Here is an 18,989-nt window from a genome sequence, read left to right on the forward strand (position 1 = left end):
GAAGTAAAATCCCTCTACCCCACCTTTGCTTTAAAGCAAGGACGGAACGTTAGCAACCAAGGAGAACAGATCCTTAGGATCGTCCGGGTTGGCAATGATGTCGATCTCGGACTCCAAGTCGGTTCCCTTGACGGAATCACGCAGGTAACGCAGCGCGGAGAAGTCGTTGATTGCGAATCCGACATCATCGAAGAGGGTGATCTGCTCATCGTCATCGCGGCCGGTGGCCTGGCCGGTGAGCACCTGGTAGAACTCGACAACCGGGAAGTCTTCGGGCTTCTGCTGAATTTCGCCCTCGATGCGAGTCTGCTCCGGGAACTCCACGAAGACCTTGGACTTGTCCAGAATGGAGCTTTCCAGCTCGGTCTTACCTGGGCAGTCACCGCCAACAGCGTTGAGGTGGACACCTGGGGCGACGTGGCGCTCGGCCAGAATCTGGTTTTGTGCCTTGTCTGCAGTGCAGGTGGTAATAATGTCTGCGCCAAGAACTGCCTCGTCGACGCTAGAGCAGGCAGTGATATTAAAGCCCAGTGGCTCCAGATTGCGCTTGAACTTCTCTACCGCCTCAGGGTCAATGTCATAAATAGTGATGTCCTCGATGCCCATCACGCCACGGAAGCCCAAGGCCTGGAATTCAGACTGGGATCCGGCACCGACCATGGCCATGCGCTTGGAGTCCTTGCGTGCTAGGTGCTTTGCCACCATGGCGGAGGTTGCGGCAGTACGCAGTGCGGTAAGCAGCGTCATCTCGGCTTCGAAGGTGGGGTAGCCATTGTCGACGTCGGCAAGCACGCCAAAGGCGGTAACGGTCTGGAAACCACGGGCCGGATTGGACGGGTGGCCGTTGACGTACTTGAAGGAGTACTCCTTACCGTTAGAGGTCGGCATGAGCTCGATGACACCGAATGGGGTGTGGGAGGCAACGCGCGGAATCTTGTCAAAGCGCTCCCACTCGCGGTAGTCAGCCTCGAGGTAATCCACCATTCCGGTAATGATGTTTTCAACGCCCTCGCGCTGAATCCAGCGCGCCATATTTTCTACGTCTACGAACTTAACAGCGTGGTTCATAAGAATTCCTTTCCTAGTTTTAATTCTTCGGGTGAAGGTCTGTTTGCGGTGCGGCCGGGAAGCTGGAGGTTGGCAGGTGCTTGGCCTTCCTCTCTTCCGCGATTGTACGAATACGGTCGCGCCATGCGTACCACATTGCCATAAAGACCGGAACGAGGAGCAGAGTGGAAGCAAGCGCATAGGTTCCGATTGGATAGTCAAAGGCCATCAGGATAATGACTAGGCCAATGAAGATGAGTACGGCCCAGTCGCCGCCTTGACCGAATGGTGATCGGTATCCCGGCCGCGTGTAGCGTCCACTCTTAGCCAGGTGTACAAACTTGAGGTGCGAGAGCGCAACTGCCGCCCAGGACGCCAATGTACCCAAGGCTGCCAGGTTGAGCACGATTTCAAACGCCATCTCCGGCACCACATAGTTGAGGAAGACGCCTACCAAGCCCACCATGGCCGCCATGACGATGCCGCCGTAGGGAACACCAGACTTGGACATGCGAGCGCCAAACTTCGGGCCGGAGCCGGAGGTGGACATGTTGTACATAATGCGGCCGGTGGAATACAGGCCAGCGTTGAGCGAGGAAATCGCAGCGGTGATAACGACAAGCTGGAAAATCGGAGCCGCCGCGCCAACGCCCAGGGACTCAAAGAAGGTCACGAACGGCGAAACATCTGCGACATAGTTAGTGTATGGCAACACCAAGGTCAGCAATAGCACGGAGCCGAAGTAGAAAATCAAGATGCGGAGCAGCACATTATTGACTGCGCGCGGGATATGCTTTTCTACATTTTTAGTCTCACCGGAGGTGGTTCCAACAAGCTCGATGCCGGCGTAGGCAAAGACGACACCTTGGACAACGATGACGGCAGGCATGAGGCCATTGGGCAGCCAGCCACCGTTATCAGAAAAGAGGCTAAAGCCGGTGGGATCGCCGCTCGGGTGGCCAAGAATAAGGACACCGATGGCCACCAACATGAAGATGATCAACGCGACAATTTTGATGAGGGAGAACCAGTACTCCAGCTCGCCGAAGATCTTCACCGAGAGCATGTTGAATACAAGGATGCCGCAGATAACAACGAGGGCCAGTGCCCACTGCGGAACGGCGTCGAGCCACGACGTGTACTGGCTAAACCACTTGATGTAGATAGCTACGGCTGTGCCGTCCGCCACCAAGGTCATCGCCCAGTTTCCCCAGTACAACCAGCCTGTGACAAAAGCGGTCTTCTCACCGTAGAACTCACGGGCATAGGAGACGAAGGAACCGGAGCTGGGGCGATAGACAATGAGCTCGCCAAGAGAACGCAGGATGATATAGCCAAAGAAGCCACAAATAAGGTACAGCACCGCTAGGAACGGTCCGGCGTCTTGCAAGCGGCTACCGGTACCCAAAAGAAGACCGGTACCAATGGCAGAACCGATGGCGATCATCTGGAGCTGGCGATTGCCCATCCCCTTTTGCAGGCCGTGGTCTTCCGAAGCGTAGACCGCCTTCTCGTGCTCGTGCGGCCCCGCTGTGGGCGGCGGCGAATTTACTGTCATGGGAGAGATCGTCCTTTCATTGACATGAATGCGTCTGTTAGGTCACATTCTCTGCAAGGATAGTACCGCACCACATTGTAACCCACGTCACCGGCACCCCCATTGTGTTCAACAATGCAGTTGGGGGGTTGGGAATAGGGGCTAATCCCCTACCCCCACATCTAGGCACAAAAGAACCGCATGGCCTACGGCCATGCGGTATTCCGAGGGAAAACTAGTTAGCGCAGTGGAGTCTGCGCCCAGGTACGGGCAGCGGCGGCCCGTTCACGTACCTTTTCCCGTTGCTCAGCCACCCGAGCGCCGGCCGTGCCACCCTTGGTGTCACGAGAAGCCACTGCTCCATCGATGGTGAGCACTTCGCGGACGCCCGGCTTTAGCCGCTTGTCGACGCCCGCTAGGTCCTCGTCGCTGAGGTCGATTAGGTCCACCCCACGTTCCTCAGCAATCCGTACGCAGGCGCCGGAGGCTTCGTGCGCTTCACGGAAAGGAACACCTTGACGGACCATCCATTCGGCCAAATCGGTAGCCAGCGTAAACCCCCGCGGAGCCAACTCGCGCATGCGGTCCTCATGAAACGTCAGCGTCGATACAAGACCGGTCATCGCCGGCAGCAGCAGGTTTAGCTGCGCCACCGAGTCAACGATAGGCTCCTTGTCTTCCTGCAGGTCGCGATTATAGGCCAGCGGCTGAGCCTTCAGCGTGGACAAAAGCCCAGTGAGATTGCCAATAAGGCGGCCAGTCTTGCCGCGGGTAAGTTCCGGCACGTCCGGATTCTTCTTCTGCGGCATGATGGACGAACCCGTCGACCAAGCATCATCAAGCGTGACATAGCCGTATTCCGGTGTGCACCAATAGATGATTTCTTCCGAGAGGCGGGACATATCCACCGCGATCTGCGCCAAAACGAAGGCAGTCTCGGATGCGAAGTCACGAGCCGCAGTGCCGTCCAAGGAGTTTTCAGCAGCGGAGTCGAACCCTAGCTCTTCTGCAATCGCCTCTGGGTCGAGCTGCAAAGATGAACCAGCAAGCGCGCCAGAGCCATAGGGAGACACGGCTAGGCGCTTGTCCAAATCCTGCAGGCGCTCGATATCGCGCAGAAGCGGCTGCGCATGGCCCAAAAGTTCGTGAGCTAGCAGAATTGGTTGCGCGGCTTGCGAGTGAGTCTTGCCCGGCATGATGGCATCGGGATGGGATGCGGCTTGATCGGCCAAGGCATCCACCAAGTCGCTCACCTGGGCGGCGGTATCACGAATGGCATCGCGTACCCACATGCGAAACAGCGTCGCTACCTGGTCATTACGCGAGCGGCCAGCACGCAGGCGACCGCCTACTTCCGGCCCGACAATCTCAATGAGCCCGCGTTCCATCGCACCGTGGACGTCCTCATCTGTCGGCGCCGGGCGGAATTCGCCAGAATCCACCTTCTCCCCTAGCTCGGTGAGACCGGCGAGCATGGTGTCCAGGTCGGCGTCGGATAGCAAGCCTGCCTTGTGCAGCACTTTGGCATGCGCCTTGGAGGCTAATACGTCATAAGGCGCGAGGACCCAGTCAAAGTGGGTGGATACAGAGAGGGCAAACATTGCCTCGGAGGGTCCGCCGGAAAAGCGGCCGCCCCACAGGGCACCTTCATTAGTCTTATGTGATTCCATATGCTTCTACTTCTGGGCGCTGGTCGGGAAACCGCCATCGCGGTCGCGCTGATTGGAAATCTGGGTAGACAGGCCGTGCAGCTGAACAAAGCCCTTTGCGGCGGTTTGGTCGAAGGAATCGCCGGTGTCATAGGTGGCAAGATCAAAGGAATACAGCGACTGGCCAGAGCGGCGCCCGGTCACCGTGGCGGTGCCGGCGTGCATGCTTAGGCGAATATCGCCGGTGACGTTTTCCTGAGATTCCGCAATGAAAGCGTCCAGGGAACGCTTCAGCGGCGAATGCCAGAGGCCGTCGTAGACCTCCTCGGACCAACGAGCATCGGTGAGGCGCTTGTAGCGAGCCAACTCGCGCTCCACAGTGACATCCTCTAGCGCTTCGTGCGCTTGGATAAGGACCATTGCACCCGGAGCTTCGTAGACCTCACGGGACTTAATGCCCACCAAACGGTCCTCGACCATATCTAGGCGACCAATACCCTGTGCACCTGCGCGGCGGTTGACCTCTTCAATGATCTGCAGCGGGGACATCTTTTGGCCATCTACCGCCACGGGGATGCCCTTTTCAAAGGAGAGGATAATTTCATCCGGGGCATTGCCCAGACCCGGGTCCTCGGTGTAGGCGTATAGGTCCTTTGTCGGTGGATTCCACAGATCCTCTAGGAATCCAGTTTCGACGGCGCGGCCCCACAGATTCTGGTCGATAGAAAATGGCGAGGAGGCGGACTGCTCAATTGGCAGGTTGATCTCCTCCGCAAAGGCGATGGCCTTATCGCGGGTCCACGCATAATCACGTGCAGGAGCGATAATTTCGAGAGAAGGATCCTGGGCACGGAAAGAAACCTCAAAGCGTACCTGGTCATTGCCCTTGCCGGTGCAACCGTGGGAGACGTGGGTGCCGCCAAATTCCTGGGCAGCCTTAACAAGGTGCTTGGTAATGAGCGGACGGGAAATGGCCGATACTAGCGGGTACTGCTTCATATACATGCCGTTTGCCTGAATGGTGGGAACGCAGTACTCCTCTGCGAACTCATCCTTGGCATCGATAACGATGGACTCTACGGCACCGCAGTCAAGTGCACGCTGGCGCACCGATTCCATATCCTCGCCACCTTGACCCAAGTCCAGGGAAACGGCAACAACATCGCCGCCGGTCATTTTTGCCAGATACGGAATAGCAACAGAAGTATCAAGGCCACCGGAGTAGGCCAAGACTACGCGTGCGGACATGGTAAATCTCCTCGATCTATTGGAAACAATTCATTTAAGTACATAATATACGACGGTGGTAAGAATTTCCACTCCCACCGTCTAAAGATTCCGCGTGGTAAGCGTCACGGCCAAATCTGCGCCTGTGACACCCTCGCGCGCCAAGACGAAAATGGTGTCATCACCGGCGATACAACCAATGACATCGTGCAGCCCTACCCTGTCAATAAAACTAGCCAGGTACTGGGCCGCGCCCGCTGGCGTGCGCAGCATCGCAATATTGCCGGAAGAATCATGGGATACCACCAATTCATCGAGCATGCGTCGCAGCTTTTCGCGGGGCCCTCCCACCTGATCTTCAAATTGCTCCAGCTCACCGCCGACCATGTAATAGGAACGGCCGCCATCACGCTTTACCTTCTTCGCTCCCAACTCATCCAAGTCACGGGACAAAGTGGCCTGCGTGATGTCAATGCCGTCTGCGAGAAGCAGCTCGGATAGCTGCACCTGACTGGTGACGCGATTGCGGTCCAAAATCTCTAGAATCTTGGCCTGCCGAGCATTGCGGGTGGTCGGGGTGTTCATTACTTAGTTGATCTCCTTATTTACTTCGAGCAACCAGACGAGAAGCGCCTTCTGCGCATGCAGGCGATTTTCCGCTTCATCGAAGACTCGCGACTGCGGACCATCGATCACCTCAGTCGTGACCTCGTTTCCACGGTACGCCGGCAAACAATGTAAGAATATTGCATCCTTATGTGCTTTGCTCATTATGGTCGAGTCAACCTGATAAGGCAGGAACGGCGTGTGCCTATCACGACCATCATTTTCCTGTCCCATAGAAACCCAGGTATCCGTAATCACGACGTCTGCGCCTTCTACTTCATTGACATCATCAGTAATGGTGATATTGCCCCGCTGACGCGCGCGGTCAATGAATTCCTGGCGAGGCTGAAATCCCTCTGGCGCAATGATGGAGACGTCCATACCGGCCGTGGCAAAACCGATCATGTACGAGTTGGCCATATTATTATCGCCATCGCCTAGGTAGACGGCCTTTTTACCCGGCAGATCACCTAGATTCTCGCGACAGGTCAGCAAATCAGCCAGGATCTGGCAGGGATGTAGGTCATCAGAAAGCGCATTAATCAAAGGTACGGTAGCAGTCTCTGCCATCTGGAGCAGATTGTCGTGCTCAAACGTACGCCACACAATGGCCTCCACGTACCTTGAAAGCACCGCCGCCGTATCTTGAAAAGATTCCCCCTTGCCCATCTGGGTTGTAGAAGTGTCGACGGTAATACCCCTGCCGCCCATATTCGCTACCGCGGTTTCAAAGGAAAAGCGGGTGCGCGTAGACGTTTTATCAAAGAGAACCGCCACGGTCTTGGGGCCTTCTAAGGGGCGCTCTGCAAAGGGCTCCTTCTTTAGCTTTTCAGCTAAATCTAAAACCGTCGCTTGTTCTTGTGGGCTGAGATCATCGTCAGCTAGGAAGTGCCGCAAGCTCATGCCAGTTCCTCCAATATGGTTCCGAGAGTTGATAGTGCTGTGTCGAGTTCATGCTGGGAAATGACCAAAGGTGGGGTTAGTCGAAGAACATTCTCGTTGGGAGCGTTGAGAATAAGCCCGTGTGCGAGCCCGTCCCGCACGGCCTGCTTAGCCACCGGTGCGCTTAATACAAGGCCCAGCATAAGACCTCGGCCGCGCACACGATCTACAATTGAAAATTTTTCACATTTCTGCCGCACATAGTCCCCCTTGCGGGTCACCTCTGCGAGCAATTCCGCATCTACGGTGTCAAGAACTACGTTTGCCGCAGCGCACGCCACGGGGTTCCCGCCAAAGGTGGTGCCATGAGAGCCGGGCCCAAAAAGACCCTTGGCACGCCCTCGGGTAATCGTTGCGCCGATGGGTAGTCCGGCACCTAAGCCCTTCGCCATAGTGATAACGTCCGGTTGAATTCCTTCTACCTCGTGGGCAAAGAACGTCCCGGTACGGCCTACGCCTGTTTGTACCTCGTCAACGATTAATAGGACTCCGTATTCATCGCACAGCTCGCTGACCTCTTTCATGAACCCCGCAGGGGCCGGAATGACGCCAGTTTCTCCCTGAATAGGTTCCAGGATTATGGCCGCAGTGTCCTGGGGATCTTGTTCCACCAGCTGACGCAGATACTCCACATCCCCGAACGGATAGAACTCCACTCCTCCCGGCAACGGGCGGAAAGAGCGCTGTTTATCGGGCTGACCGGTCAAGGCCAGTGCCCCCATGGTTCGTCCATGAAAGCCGTGCTCGGCAGCGAGGATTCGCCGGCGCCCGGTCAGGCGAGCAAGCTTAAATGCAGCCTCATTGGCTTCGGCGCCAGAGTTACAGAAGAACACTCGGGCGCTATCGTCTCCCACCCGCTCAATCAGCTTCGCTCCCGCATCCAGCACTGGCTGAGTGGCGAAGAGGTTCGAGGTATGCGCCAAAGTGCGCGCCTGGTGGGATACCGCCTGTGCTACGTGCTCATTGCCGTATCCCAAGGAATTAACCGCAATGCCTGCTAGTAGATCAATATAGGACTTACCGTGCTCATCGTTAAGCGTCGCCCCTTGGCCGGAGACGAGACCTATGGACGGTGTGCCATAGGTATCAACGACCGTCTCCGACCACCGCTGTGTCAAGCTCTGTGGCTTGTTCATGCTGCATCATCCTTCCTGAAGATGGTCCCTTCGGGGTAGTCGTGTTGCTTATAATCATCTGGCAGCACCATGGTTCCGACTCCACCCGGGGTTAAAAGCTCTAGCAGCACCGAGTGGCCAATCCGGCCGTCGATAACGTGCGCGGCCGATACCCCGCCTTCTACTGCCTTGAGGCAAGATTCCATCTTGGGAATCATGCCAGAGTCCAGTCGGGGAAGAAGCCTGGAAAGTTGACCACGTTCGATCTTGGACACGAGGGATTCGCGGTTTGGCCAGTCAGTGTATAGGCCTTCCACATTGGTGAGAATGACCAAACGCTCTGCCCCGATTGCGCTAGCCAAAGCCCCAGCCGCGCTATCGGCATTGATGTTATAAATTGCGCCGTCCTCTCCCGGTGCGATGGTCGAGACCACTGGGATGCGCCCAGCGTCGATAATGTCCATCACGGCCGTGGGATTGACCTCTACGATGTCTCCGACCATCCCAATATCGGTAGGTTTTCCATCGACTTCCACCAACCTTTTGGTGGCCCGAAATAGTCCCGCGTCTTCGCCAGAGGTCCCCACCGCATATGGGCCGTGCGAATTGATGAGGTTGACTAATCCGCGACCTACCCGCCCAAAAAGCACCATGCGAACTACTTCCACGATCTCCGGAGAGGTCACGCGAAAGCCGCCTCGAAACTCCCCTTCTATACCAAGCTTGTGGAGCATGGAGTTGATCTGTGGCCCACCACCATGCACCACCACCGGCTTAACGCCCACGGTGCGCAAAAAGACCATGTCCGCAGCAAAGGCAGCTTTAAGTTCTTCGTCCACCATGGCATTGCCGCCGTATTTCACCACTACGATGGTGTCCCGATAATGTTGGAGCCACGGGAGGGCATCCGCTAGGACGGTGGCGCGCTCTTGATCACTAAGCCCACTAAACATTTTCATCTCCTCCCTAGGAGCTATACGCCGAATTGATTTCCACGTAGGCGTGAGAGAGATCCGTGGTCCGCACGAACGCAGACCCAGTACCTCCCGTTCCAAGGTCCACGTAGACATCGATATCAGTCCCGCTAAGGTCCACCTCGCGCGCGCCGGGTACACCCGTCGAGGTGCGACACACCGGCTGGCCATTGAAATAGACCGAGATATTTTCCGGGTCCATTTCTGCATCTGCCATCCCCACCGCCGCAAGGACGCGCCCCCAGTTCGGATCAGAGCCGAACATGGCGCACTTGAACAGGTTGTCGCGGCCCAAGGTGCGCGCGGCGTTGAGGGCCTGGTAGTCGGTGACAGTGCCTTCCACAGTGATCTTGACGCGCTTGGTTACACCTTCTGCATCTGCTTGCAGTTGGTCCGCAATGTCTGAGCAAACCGCCAGCACCGCCGTTTCAAGCTCTTCTTGGCTGGGCGAAACACCCGAGGCCCCAGAGGCCATGAGGATCACCGTGTCATTAGTAGAAGTTGATCCATCGACGTCGAGAGTGTTGAAGGTCTGCGACACGGCCTTGTCCAGGGTGCTCTGGAGGGCAGCGGCGCTTGCGGCGGCGTCGGTAGTAAGGCACACCAACATCGTCGCCAGCGAGGGGGCCATCATGCCCACCCCCTTGCCCATGGCCCCAACGGACCAGCCGGCCCCAACATAGGCGGCTTCCTTAGTTACGGTATCGGTGGTCAAAATAGCCTCGGCCGCTGCGTGAGCATGGTCCGTGCTGCCGCCTAGGGCCTTCGCCACAGCGCCTGCACCAGCCAACGCTTTTTCCATAGGCAAAGGCTCCCCTATAAGCCCGGTCGAGCATGCGGCAATTTTTCCTTCTGGAAGGGCCAAGGAGTGCGCAACCTCGGCTACCAGCGCGGAGGCATCCGCATCACCCTGCGGGCCATTGCACGCATTGGCGTTTCCAGAGTTAAAAACAATAGCGGCAAGCTGGCCATCGGCCACCGCCTTGCGGGAGAGTTTCACCGGCGAGGCCACAACACGGTTACGGGTAAATACCGCCGCCGCATCATAGCGTGGTCCATTATTGACAACTAATGCCATATCGGGTTTGCCTGAGGGTTTAATCCCCGCTGTGGTAGCGCCGGCGCTAAAGCCGGCCGGGCCGGTAATTCCTGCTGCAGTCATAATTTTCTCCTAGTTTTTATGGGGCCACGGCCGCTTGCGGCAAGCCCAAGGTTTCATCCCAGCCGAGTATTAGGTTCATACATTGCACGGCGGCGCCGGCTGTTCCTTTGCACAGGTTGTCCAGTGCTGCGGTAACCACGAGGCGTCGGGCGCGTTCATCCACATGGGCTTGGAGGTGCACCATATTGGTACCTACAACGTTTTGGGTCTCGGGCTGCTGACCGGCGGGAAGCACGTGACAGAAGGGCTCTTGGGCATAAAACTCACCGAATGCAGTCTCTACTTCCCGCTTGCTGACGCCCTCTTTCATCCCCGCCGTTATGGTCGCCAAGATGCCTCGGGGTAAGGGAGCTAGAACCGGGGTGAAGCTGACGTCAATTTTTTCCTGCGCAAACGACTGCAGATTTTGCACGATTTCCGGGGTATGTCGGTGCGTGCCGCCGGGCTTATATGCCTTCAGGTTTCCCATAGTTTCCGCGCCGAGTTGTGCCACGGAGGCCTTCTTCCCGGCTCCGGAAACACCGGTAATAGCAATCACCGAGAGGCTCGGCTTAATGAGTTCGTGGGCAACAGCCGGCAAACCTGCGAGGGTTACCGCCGTGGGAAAACACCCCGGCACAGCTACCCGGTTGGCATGGCGCAGCACTTCTCTATTGCCTGGAATCTCGGGAATTCCATAAGGCCAATGCCCGGCGTACTCTCCGCCATAAAAGGCGTCCCAGTCCGTCTTATTGCGAAGGCGAAAATCGGCCGCACAATCGATCACTGTGGTCTGCGGCCCCACGTGCTGAGCAATCGCCGCAGAATGACCGTGTGGAAGGCCCAAAAATACAATGTCGTGCCCGCGAAGATTTTCAGCGGTCGTGCCCACAATGGCACGGTCTGCCAGCTGCGGGAGGTGCGGCATAAGCTCAGCGACCTTCTTCCCTGCGGTGGAATAGGCAGTTAGCGCCCCAATGCGTAGTTCACCGCCAAGATACGCCGGGTGCGACAGCAGCAGGCGAAGGATTTCGCTTCCCGCGTACCCGGTCGCACCTGCTATTGCTACTGAAATCGTCATAGAAGGGACTATAGCAATAAATACACCCAACCGTATGTTATTCAGTCAGATTGTCCGATTCCGCAGGTAAATGAACGTCGAGTAATGAAAATAATGTATGAAAAAAGGGGGCGGTGAGTTAAATCTCACCGCCCCTGAGCAGGGTTTAACTACGCGCGCATTTCTGCGCCCAAGCGCTGCTTAGCCAATTCCGCCGCCGCCATGCGGTGCTCGTTGACTTCGTCATCCGTCAACGTGCGGTCCGCGGCACGGAATAGAAGCTGGAAGGCCAAGGACTTCTTGCCATCTCCTAGCTGCTCACCACGGAAAATATCGAAGAGTTCGACGGACTCGATGAGCTCTCCTGCTCCCTCTTCCACGATGGCGCGTACACGCTCGGCGGGTACGTCTTCATCCACTACCAAGGCAATGTCTTGGTGCAATGCGGGGAACGAGGACAACACCGGTGCGGGGAACTTTTCTTCCAACGGCATGGCGCTAATGTCCAGCTCCATAGCGCACGTACGCGCAGGTAGGTTCAGGGCCTCCAAGACCTGCGGGTGCAGCTCACCAGCATGGCCCAGTACTACGTCGGTGCCAGCCACCTTCACGGCCGCGCAGCGGCCAGGATGCCACGGCAGAACCTGTGCTGCCTCCAGCTCAATATCCACACCAGCGGCGCGAGCGACCTGACGGGCGGATTCGATAGCATCGGCGTAGGTATATGCACGGCCCTCGCCCCACGGGCCTTCATGTTCAATATTGCCCGTAGCCACCGTAGCAACGTGAAGCGGCTGCTCAGGCAGGGTATCAAGGAGCTGAGAAACCACCTCTGCAGAAGGTCGCTGTTCTACGGAAGGCATAGGGGATGCCTCGGCGCGCTTGACCGCCACTTGCTGCAGCCCGTACAGTGCGAGGTCGCTGCGGCCACGAGCCACATTGCGGGCGATCGCCTCCAACATGTTCGGCAGCAGCGTCGTAGACAAGATGGCCTTATCCGCCTCAAGCGGATTTTGCACTTCTACGGTGCGGCGGCGAGCATCATCCTTGTCGAGGCCCCACACATCAAACGTATTATTAGCCACGAACGGTGCAGGCAATACCTCGGCATAGCCGGCATAGGCAAGACCATGTCCGATAGCCCGACGACGCTTCTGCGCAGGGGTTAGCCCGCGGCCGCCGGCCGGGGTAGGCAGCACGGCAGGAATATCCTCCAAGCCCTCAAGGCGCAGAATCTCCTCGACGAGGTCAACATCCATTGCAATATCAGTGCGCCAGGTTGCTGGTGTTACCTGCAGTTGCTCACCTTCATCCGCGACGGTGCAGCCGACTTCTTCCAGACGGGAAATAACGGTCTCACGGGAGTAGTCAACGCCGGCATATTCACTGGCCTTTGCGGTGCGCAGAGCAATGGGCTCGCGCTTGGCGACGTCCCCGATAAGCGTACGACCCTTTTCAATGGTGCCGCCTGCTAGCTGCTGGAGCAGCGCACATGCGGTGTCTAGGGCGACCTCTACGATCGCCGGATCTACGCCACGCTCAAACCGGCGAGAGGATTCGGAAGACAACTTATGGCGGCGAGAGGTACGCGCGACGGTAATCGGATCCCAAATAGCAGATTCGAAGACAACGTCTGTGGTTTCCGCCGAGATTTCAGAGGTAGTCCCGCCCATCACGCCGGCCAAGGACTGGATGCCATTGTCATCACGGATGACCACGTCTTCTGCAGAAAGTTCTCGCTTTACATGATCCAGAGTCTCAAACTTCTCCCCCTCCGCTGCGTTACGGACAACGAGGTTCCCCTGAATCACGTTGGCGTCAAAGGCATGCATGGGTGCGCCCAAAAGCAGCATCACATAGTTAGTAATGTCCGTTGGCAGATTGACGCTGCGTTGGCCGCAGAGCATTAGCTCGCGCTCCAGCCAAAACGGGGTGCGTGCCTGCGGGTCGATGCCGCTGACCTTGCGGAGGCCAAAGCGCTGTGCCTTGGTTTCGGGGGCCACAGTGACGTCGATAAGCGAGCCCTGCGCCTCCGGCACAGCGGAGGTATCTATGCCAGCCGCGGAAGGATCCTGGGCAATATCGGCAAACTCCAGATCAAAAGCGGAGGCAATCTCGCGGCTCAAACCGCGTGCGGAAAGTGCATAACCACGATCTGGGGTGATGTTTACGTCAAAGTCGGTATCGTGCAAGCCGATAATCGGGCGCGCATCCTCGCCCACCTTATCGGCGACTTCATCGCCTAAGACGATGATGCCGTTGGCTTGCGCGCCCAAGCCGAGTTCAGCGCCGGAGCACATCATGCCGTTTGAAATATGATCGTAGGTCTCGCGCGCCGCGATCTTGAAGCCACCAGGAAGCTCCGAGCCGGGAAGCGCGACAACAACATAGTCATTCAGGCGAAAATTGCGAGCGCCACAAATGATGCCCTGCAGCTCGCCCGTGCCATTAGCCTGGCCTACATTAACCTGGCAGTAGCGAATGGGCTTTTTAAACTGAGTGAGCTCTTCAATCTCTACGACCTGGCCAATAACCAGAGGCCCCGTGCTCTCTGGAACAGCTGCGTATCCCTCGGTCTCAAAACCTACGCGCACGAATCCAGAATCCATATCGGCAGCGGAAACGCTCCAACCGGGGTTCTTAGCACCGAGGATGCGGGTAACCCAGTCTTGGGAAATAAGCATTAGTGTGTCTATCCTTTCTGGGTTTAGGCCTGTACGCCGAACGGTAGAGTAAAGCGAACATCGCCTTCGACCATATCGCGCATATCGGTCAATCCATTGCGGAACTGCAGTGTGCGTTCAAGGCCCATGCCAAAGGCAAAGCCCGTGTATTCCTCTGGATCTACGCCTACGGCGCGAAGAACATTGGGGTTGACCATGCCGCAGCCGCCCCACTCGATCCAGCCAGCGCCGCCCTTTTTATTGGGGAACCACACATCGACCTCGGCCGAGGGCTCAGTAAATGGGAAGTAGTTCACGCGCATACGCGTAGTAGTTTCCGGCCCAAAGAGTACTTTGGCCAAGTGCTCTAGTGTGCCGCGCAGGTGAGCCATGGTCAGGCCTTTATCCACGGCCAATCCTTCTACCTGGTGGAAAACCGGGGTATGGGTGGCATCCAGCTCATCTGTGCGGAATACGCGCCCCGGGCAGGCAATATAAAGCGGCACGTCGCGCTCCAACATGGTGCGCACCTGTACCGGGGAGGTATGGGTACGCAGCACCTGCCTAGAACCCTCGCCCGAGACGTGGAACGTATCCTGCAAGGTACGTGCTGGGTGGTCCGGCTTGAAGTTCAGAGCATCGAAGTTAAAGTACTCTGCCTCGATTTCTGGGCCGTCCGCAATTTCCCATCCCATGCCGACGAAAATATCAGCGATGCGCTCAGACAACGCGGTAATCGGGTGAAGGGCACCGGTCTGGGTGCGGGTGGTAGGAATCGTGACGTCTACGGTCTCGGCTCGCAACTGCTCCTCGCGAGCTTGTTGTTCCAAGACATCCTTAACCTGAGCAAAGCGCTTTTCCATCTTGCCGCGGGCCATGTTGACGGCCTTGCCGGCGCTTTTGCGCTGGTCCTTGGGCAGCTGCCCCAGCGATTGGCGAGCCTGCGGAATATAGCCGCCGTCTCCTAGGTGTTCACGGCGGGCAGCAGCCAACTCATCTAGTGTTTCGGCTGCGTCGAAGGCTGCGATAGCCTTATCGGCCGCGGCCCCAAGAGCCTCTTCGGTCAATTCGATCTGCGGTGTATCGGACACGTATTTCGTACCTTCTTCTCGCGCGAAAACTAACGCGTGCAATCTTACTCTGTTGCGGCTAGCGCGACCGCGCCAGGGACCCCCTTTTCATTCGGGTCACACTAGTTATCCGCTTGCGCCTTAGCCGACTCATAAAGACAAATGCTTGCGGCAGTTGCGAGGTTAAGAGATTCTGCGCGTCCACGCAGTGGAATCCGGACCCGCATGTCTGCTTCCTCCAGCAGCTCGCCGAGCCCGTGTGCCTCATTGCCAAATAGCCACGCTGTTGGCTGAGACAGGTCTGCCTCCGCTAGGTCCACTTCACCGTCGGCAGCAGTTGCCACAATCTGCATGCCCGACTTACGCAGCTGACCCAACACGTCTTTAATATTGGGGTCCCGCGCTACAGGTACGTGAAACAGCGAGCCGGCCGAAGCGCGCGCTACTTTGCAGCTGAGGGGATCAACGGTCTCACCCGCGAAGATGACACCATCGGCGCCCATTGCATCCGAGGTTCTAATCAAGGTGCCGGCATTGCCCGGCTCAGAAGTCAGCACGGGAACGGAAACGAGGCTTGGTTTGCCGTTCAGGATTTTGCCCGCGGACCAGAGCACCGGATTGCAAAGCGCAAAGAGTCCCGTAGTCGTGGCTGTATCGGAAAGATGCTTAGCCGCCTTATCGGTGATGGGATGGACGTACACTCCCATGTAACCGCATGCAGTGATGATGTCACCAAAACGATCTGCCGCCTTCTCAGTAACAAAAACGTCGACTGCAGCGCCGGTAGATACCGCCGCGTCTACCGCATTTTCTCCCTCAATGAGGAATTGCTTCGCCTTCTTCCGGTTAGCCGCACGGTGCAGCTTAGCTGCGTTAACAATGCGCGGAGTGCGTTCAGTAAAGGCAGAGTCAAAATCCAAATTCATGGCTACTACCCTACCTGCCAATTCTCTCTTCTCAGACTCGCCCCTGAGTCCCTTATAGGAACGAAAAATCCTGCTGCCGCACGGCAACAGGATTGTATAGGCGAGTTCTACTTAGCGAGCGGGACGCCGCGGGCGTCCTTGTCGTAATCACCGGCACCGGCGATGATCATGATGAACTCAATAAACACCCAAAGACCGAGGATGGCCCAGAAGGCGAATCCGAGCAAGAACCAGAAGGTAGCCCAGCCCAAGATATTGAGCACCAACTGTGACACGCCGAAAGTCGTACGGCCAGTGTAGAAGTTGTGTGCGCCGAAAGAGCCTAGGAAAAAGCACAATAGCAAGGTGGCGATCCACGACTTCTGCTGGCCCGGAGCCACATACTGTTGCTGCACCGGGTAAGCACCCATGTTGGGTTGCGGTGCATAGCCTTGGCCATACTGCGGCTGGTAGTTAGCTTGCTGGTTATAAGGGTTGTACTGCTGACCCTGGTTATTGTAATCGGACGGGCCAGAGTACTCGCCATTATCAGGTTGGTAGTCTCCGTTTGGATTCGTCATAGGAAATGTTCTCCTGGGTCTCGGCTTTCACGGGGTCTGGGATAAATCTAGCATGTGAGGCCGAGCACCCTAGTTAAACAAAGGTAACGAAAACCAAAATGCCCGCATACCCCGGTTAACAAGGCCGGAGAATGCGGGCACGAAAGCTCTAATGATTAGGCAGCCTTAGGAGCGTTTACGTCCTCAGGCAGAGCAGCCTTGGCAGCCTCGCACAGTGCGGAGAATGCCTCGAAGTCATTAACAGCAAGCTCAGCGAGGATCTTGCGGTCAACCTCGATCTCAGCCAGGCGCAGGCCGTGGATAAGGCGGTTGTAGGTGATGTCGTTCATGCGGGCAGCAGCGTTGATGCGCTGGATCCACAGCTTACGGAACTCAGACTTACGGGCACGGCGATCGCGGTAAGCGTAAGTCATGGAGTGCAGCCACTGCTCCTTCGCCTTACGGTACAGGCGGGAACGCTGGCCGCGGTAGCCCTTAGCGGACTTCAGAATCGCGCGACGCTTCTTCTTGGCGTTAACTGAGCGCTTTACTCGTGCCACAGTGATACTTCCTTAATTCAGATTGTGATGGCGGATGTGGGTTGATTCGGCGCTACTAAGCGCGGCCGAGCAGACGCTTTACGCGCTTGGTGTCAGGCTTTGCGACTGCCTCGGTGCCCTTCAGGCGGCGGGTACGCTTGGACGGCTTGCCTTCCAGCAGGTGGCGGCGGCCAGCCTGCTCACGGCGCAGCTTGCCGGAACCGGTCACCTTGATACGCTTTGCGGTGCCCTTGTGGGTCTTCTGCTTCATGAGTATTAAGTCCTTAAATCCTACGTGGAATCTGGTCTACTTCTTGCCCTTGCGAACCGGACCCAAGACCATGGTCATATTGCGACCATCCTGCTTGGGGCGCGACTCAACGACGCCAACTTCAGCAACGTCATCAGCCAAACGCTCCAAGAGGCGGAAACCGAGCTCCGGACGCGACTGCTCACGACCACGGAACATGATGGTCACCTTGACCTTGGATCCCTTCTCGAGGAAGCGGACTACGTTACCCTTTTTGGTCTCATAATCGTGATCATCGATCTTCGGACGGAACTTCTGTTCCTTCACCACGGTTTGCTGCTGGTTCTTACGGGCCTCGCGAGCCTTCTGAGCCTGCTCGTACTTGAACTTGCCGTAGTCCATGATCTTGGCCACTGGGGGCTTTGCCTTCGGAGCTACCTCGACTAGGTCAAGGTCAGCCTCGTATGCAAGCTTGCGAGCATCATCGGTACGGACGATGCCCACCTGTTCACCACCGGGGCCTACCAAACGGACCTCGGGTACTCGGATACGCTCATTGATGCGAGCTTCAGCGCTGATTGTGGTTCTCCTCGATTAGGGGGTGTATGAGTAAGTAGTTCACCTACCGGGACCACAAACGAGGCAAACCCGGTCTGCCATAGACAGCCGGGAGTTCTCACAGTGCCAAGCGTGAATGCTTGGTTACCTTTACCTTTATCCTACGAAGCGTGTTCGTGGCATCGGGTGGGAGAAACTCCGCTTGTGACCCACGAACCTCGACAAGGCGTCATGGGCGGTAGTGCCTTTGACAATAGCAGCTCCTTCCACTCCTACCAAATTGCTACGCTCCTAGCGGGTTTTACAATGGGTGACTGCTTTAATGTCCCCTGCATCTACCCCAGTATCCACGATGTCTACCAGCTGATGGGCGAGGTACTTAACCGCTGGTTCGGCATCGGCGTAGTCCTCTCCGTCCATCACCACAGATAGCGCTACTCCCACGCGCTTTCCATCTACCTCATGAACTCCGAATTGACGGTAGGTGTACTCGTTTTCTTCCTCGTCCAAGCCCCAACCGCTTTTCGCACGGGTTCGCGGCTGCGCAGACAGGCCTACCCTTTGCCAAGACACAATGTCTTTGAGTACCTTGTGGACGTAGTCCGCTTCTGGAATGCACGGCAGTTCAGCGCCAAATACTGCTTGGTCCTTTAACGGCCACGTGGAATAGCCAAAAGCGGAGTCGTGAATATCTGCGTGTGATCCGTAGTCGTCGAGTAAAGCTTTGACCGCATTTTCTGCCGAACCCTCGCGCCATTGCACCTGCGACCACAAGGCAAAAGCGGCATCATTATCAGATTCCTTAATAGCCAAGTCCACCAAGCTTTTATCCGCACCGTCTTTAAGCGCCGCAATGGCGATGGGCACCTTGATGGTGGACCACACTGGCCCCTCGCCTTTATCGCCCGACGCAAAAGTGTCTTCACCTGCGGAAATGGCGACCCCTACCTTTGCATGATACTTCTTTGCGGTTTTGTCCACCGCACGGTCAAGCTGAGCACGCACCTCAGCTGGATCCGGCACCGCAGAGGTAGTCGTTGACACTGGGGCATCTTCTATCTTGGGGTCGCTAGAGCAGGCACTCATGGTACACAGACCGAGAGCTGCGAGCAGGCTAACTACAAGGCGGATATTTTTCACGCTTTG

Annotated in this window: 18 protein-coding genes; all 18 read right to left on the reverse strand. The window is 57.0% G+C overall.

From position 1 onward, the window contains the following. Positions 1-30: 30 nt before the first annotated feature. The gene (gene ocd, locus I6I12_RS07130) at positions 31-1,068 is read right to left on the reverse strand and encodes an ornithine cyclodeaminase (protein WP_005323253.1); all 1,038 of its coding nucleotides are present in this window, start codon (positions 1,066-1,068) and stop codon (positions 31-33) included. A 19-nt stretch (positions 1,069-1,087) separates the two neighbouring features. After that, positions 1,088-2,605: an amino acid permease gene (locus I6I12_RS07135; protein WP_200287555.1), complete on the reverse strand. Its 1,518-nt coding sequence runs from the start codon at positions 2,603-2,605 to the stop codon at positions 1,088-1,090. 218 nt (positions 2,606-2,823) lie between these two features. Further along, the gene (gene argH / locus I6I12_RS07140) at positions 2,824-4,254 is read right to left on the reverse strand and encodes an argininosuccinate lyase (RefSeq protein ID WP_200287556.1); all 1,431 of its coding nucleotides are present in this window, start codon (positions 4,252-4,254) and stop codon (positions 2,824-2,826) included. 6 nt (positions 4,255-4,260) lie between these two features. After that, positions 4,261-5,481 (reverse strand): argininosuccinate synthase, encoded by a 1,221-nt coding sequence (locus I6I12_RS07145; protein WP_023021630.1) that lies wholly within the window; start codon positions 5,479-5,481, stop codon positions 4,261-4,263. An 81-nt stretch (positions 5,482-5,562) separates the two neighbouring features. Continuing rightward, a complete protein-coding gene (locus tag I6I12_RS07150; protein ID WP_049358438.1) occupies positions 5,563-6,045 on the reverse strand; it encodes an arginine repressor in 483 nt (160 codons plus the stop codon). Between the two features lie 3 nt (positions 6,046-6,048). Beyond that, entirely contained in the window at positions 6,049-6,969 is a 921-nt protein-coding gene (gene argF, locus I6I12_RS07155) for an ornithine carbamoyltransferase (RefSeq protein ID WP_200287557.1), read from the reverse strand. Next, complete coding sequence (locus tag I6I12_RS07160; protein ID WP_200287558.1) at positions 6,966-8,144, reverse strand: acetylornithine transaminase; 1,179 nt, start codon at positions 8,142-8,144, stop codon at positions 6,966-6,968. The genes argF and I6I12_RS07160 overlap by 4 nt, the downstream gene beginning before the upstream one ends. Then, positions 8,141-9,076: an acetylglutamate kinase gene (argB, locus tag I6I12_RS07165; RefSeq protein ID WP_200289041.1), complete on the reverse strand. Its 936-nt coding sequence runs from the start codon at positions 9,074-9,076 to the stop codon at positions 8,141-8,143. Before argB ends, I6I12_RS07160 begins: the two co-directional genes overlap by 4 nt. A 13-nt stretch (positions 9,077-9,089) precedes the next feature. Then, on the reverse strand, positions 9,090-10,259 hold the full coding sequence (gene argJ, locus I6I12_RS07170; RefSeq protein ID WP_200287559.1) for a bifunctional glutamate N-acetyltransferase/amino-acid acetyltransferase ArgJ: 1,170 nt from the start codon (positions 10,257-10,259) through the stop codon (positions 9,090-9,092). Between the two features lie 16 nt (positions 10,260-10,275). Continuing rightward, positions 10,276-11,319 carry an N-acetyl-gamma-glutamyl-phosphate reductase gene (gene argC, locus I6I12_RS07175; protein ID WP_200287561.1) on the reverse strand — a complete coding sequence of 348 codons (1,044 nt, stop codon included), beginning with the start codon at positions 11,317-11,319 and terminating at the stop codon, positions 10,276-10,278. 149 nt (positions 11,320-11,468) lie between these two features. After that, entirely contained in the window at positions 11,469-13,982 is a 2,514-nt protein-coding gene (pheT, locus tag I6I12_RS07180) for a phenylalanine--tRNA ligase subunit beta (RefSeq protein ID WP_200287563.1), read from the reverse strand. 23 nt (positions 13,983-14,005) lie between these two features. Continuing rightward, positions 14,006-15,052: a phenylalanine--tRNA ligase subunit alpha gene (gene pheS, locus I6I12_RS07185; protein WP_023021638.1), complete on the reverse strand. Its 1,047-nt coding sequence runs from the start codon at positions 15,050-15,052 to the stop codon at positions 14,006-14,008. Positions 15,053-15,153: 101 nt separating this feature from the next. Then, complete coding sequence (locus I6I12_RS07190) at positions 15,154-15,957, reverse strand: TrmH family RNA methyltransferase (RefSeq protein ID WP_200287565.1); 804 nt, start codon at positions 15,955-15,957, stop codon at positions 15,154-15,156. A gap of 107 nt (positions 15,958-16,064) precedes the next feature. After that, positions 16,065-16,517, reverse strand: coding sequence for a TM2 domain-containing protein (locus I6I12_RS07195; RefSeq protein ID WP_200287567.1), 453 nt, complete (start codon positions 16,515-16,517; stop codon positions 16,065-16,067). 155 nt (positions 16,518-16,672) lie between these two features. Further along, complete coding sequence (gene rplT / locus I6I12_RS07200) at positions 16,673-17,056, reverse strand: 50S ribosomal protein L20 (protein WP_005323264.1); 384 nt, start codon at positions 17,054-17,056, stop codon at positions 16,673-16,675. A 55-nt stretch (positions 17,057-17,111) separates the two neighbouring features. Beyond that, on the reverse strand, positions 17,112-17,306 hold the full coding sequence (gene rpmI / locus I6I12_RS07205) for a 50S ribosomal protein L35 (protein WP_023021641.1): 195 nt from the start codon (positions 17,304-17,306) through the stop codon (positions 17,112-17,114). 36 nt (positions 17,307-17,342) lie between these two features. Further along, positions 17,343-17,864 (reverse strand): translation initiation factor IF-3, encoded by a 522-nt coding sequence (infC, locus tag I6I12_RS07210; protein ID WP_080970442.1) that lies wholly within the window; start codon positions 17,862-17,864, stop codon positions 17,343-17,345. Positions 17,865-18,134: 270 nt separating this feature from the next. Then, positions 18,135-18,983 carry a serine hydrolase gene (locus tag I6I12_RS07215; RefSeq protein WP_234288097.1) on the reverse strand — a complete coding sequence of 283 codons (849 nt, stop codon included), beginning with the start codon at positions 18,981-18,983 and terminating at the stop codon, positions 18,135-18,137. Between the last annotated feature and the right edge of the window lie 6 nt (positions 18,984-18,989).

Origin of the sequence: Corynebacterium kefirresidentii, from assembly GCF_016599755.1 — a bacterium.
GTDB classification, from domain to species: domain Bacteria; phylum Actinomycetota; class Actinomycetes; order Mycobacteriales; family Mycobacteriaceae; genus Corynebacterium; species Corynebacterium kefirresidentii.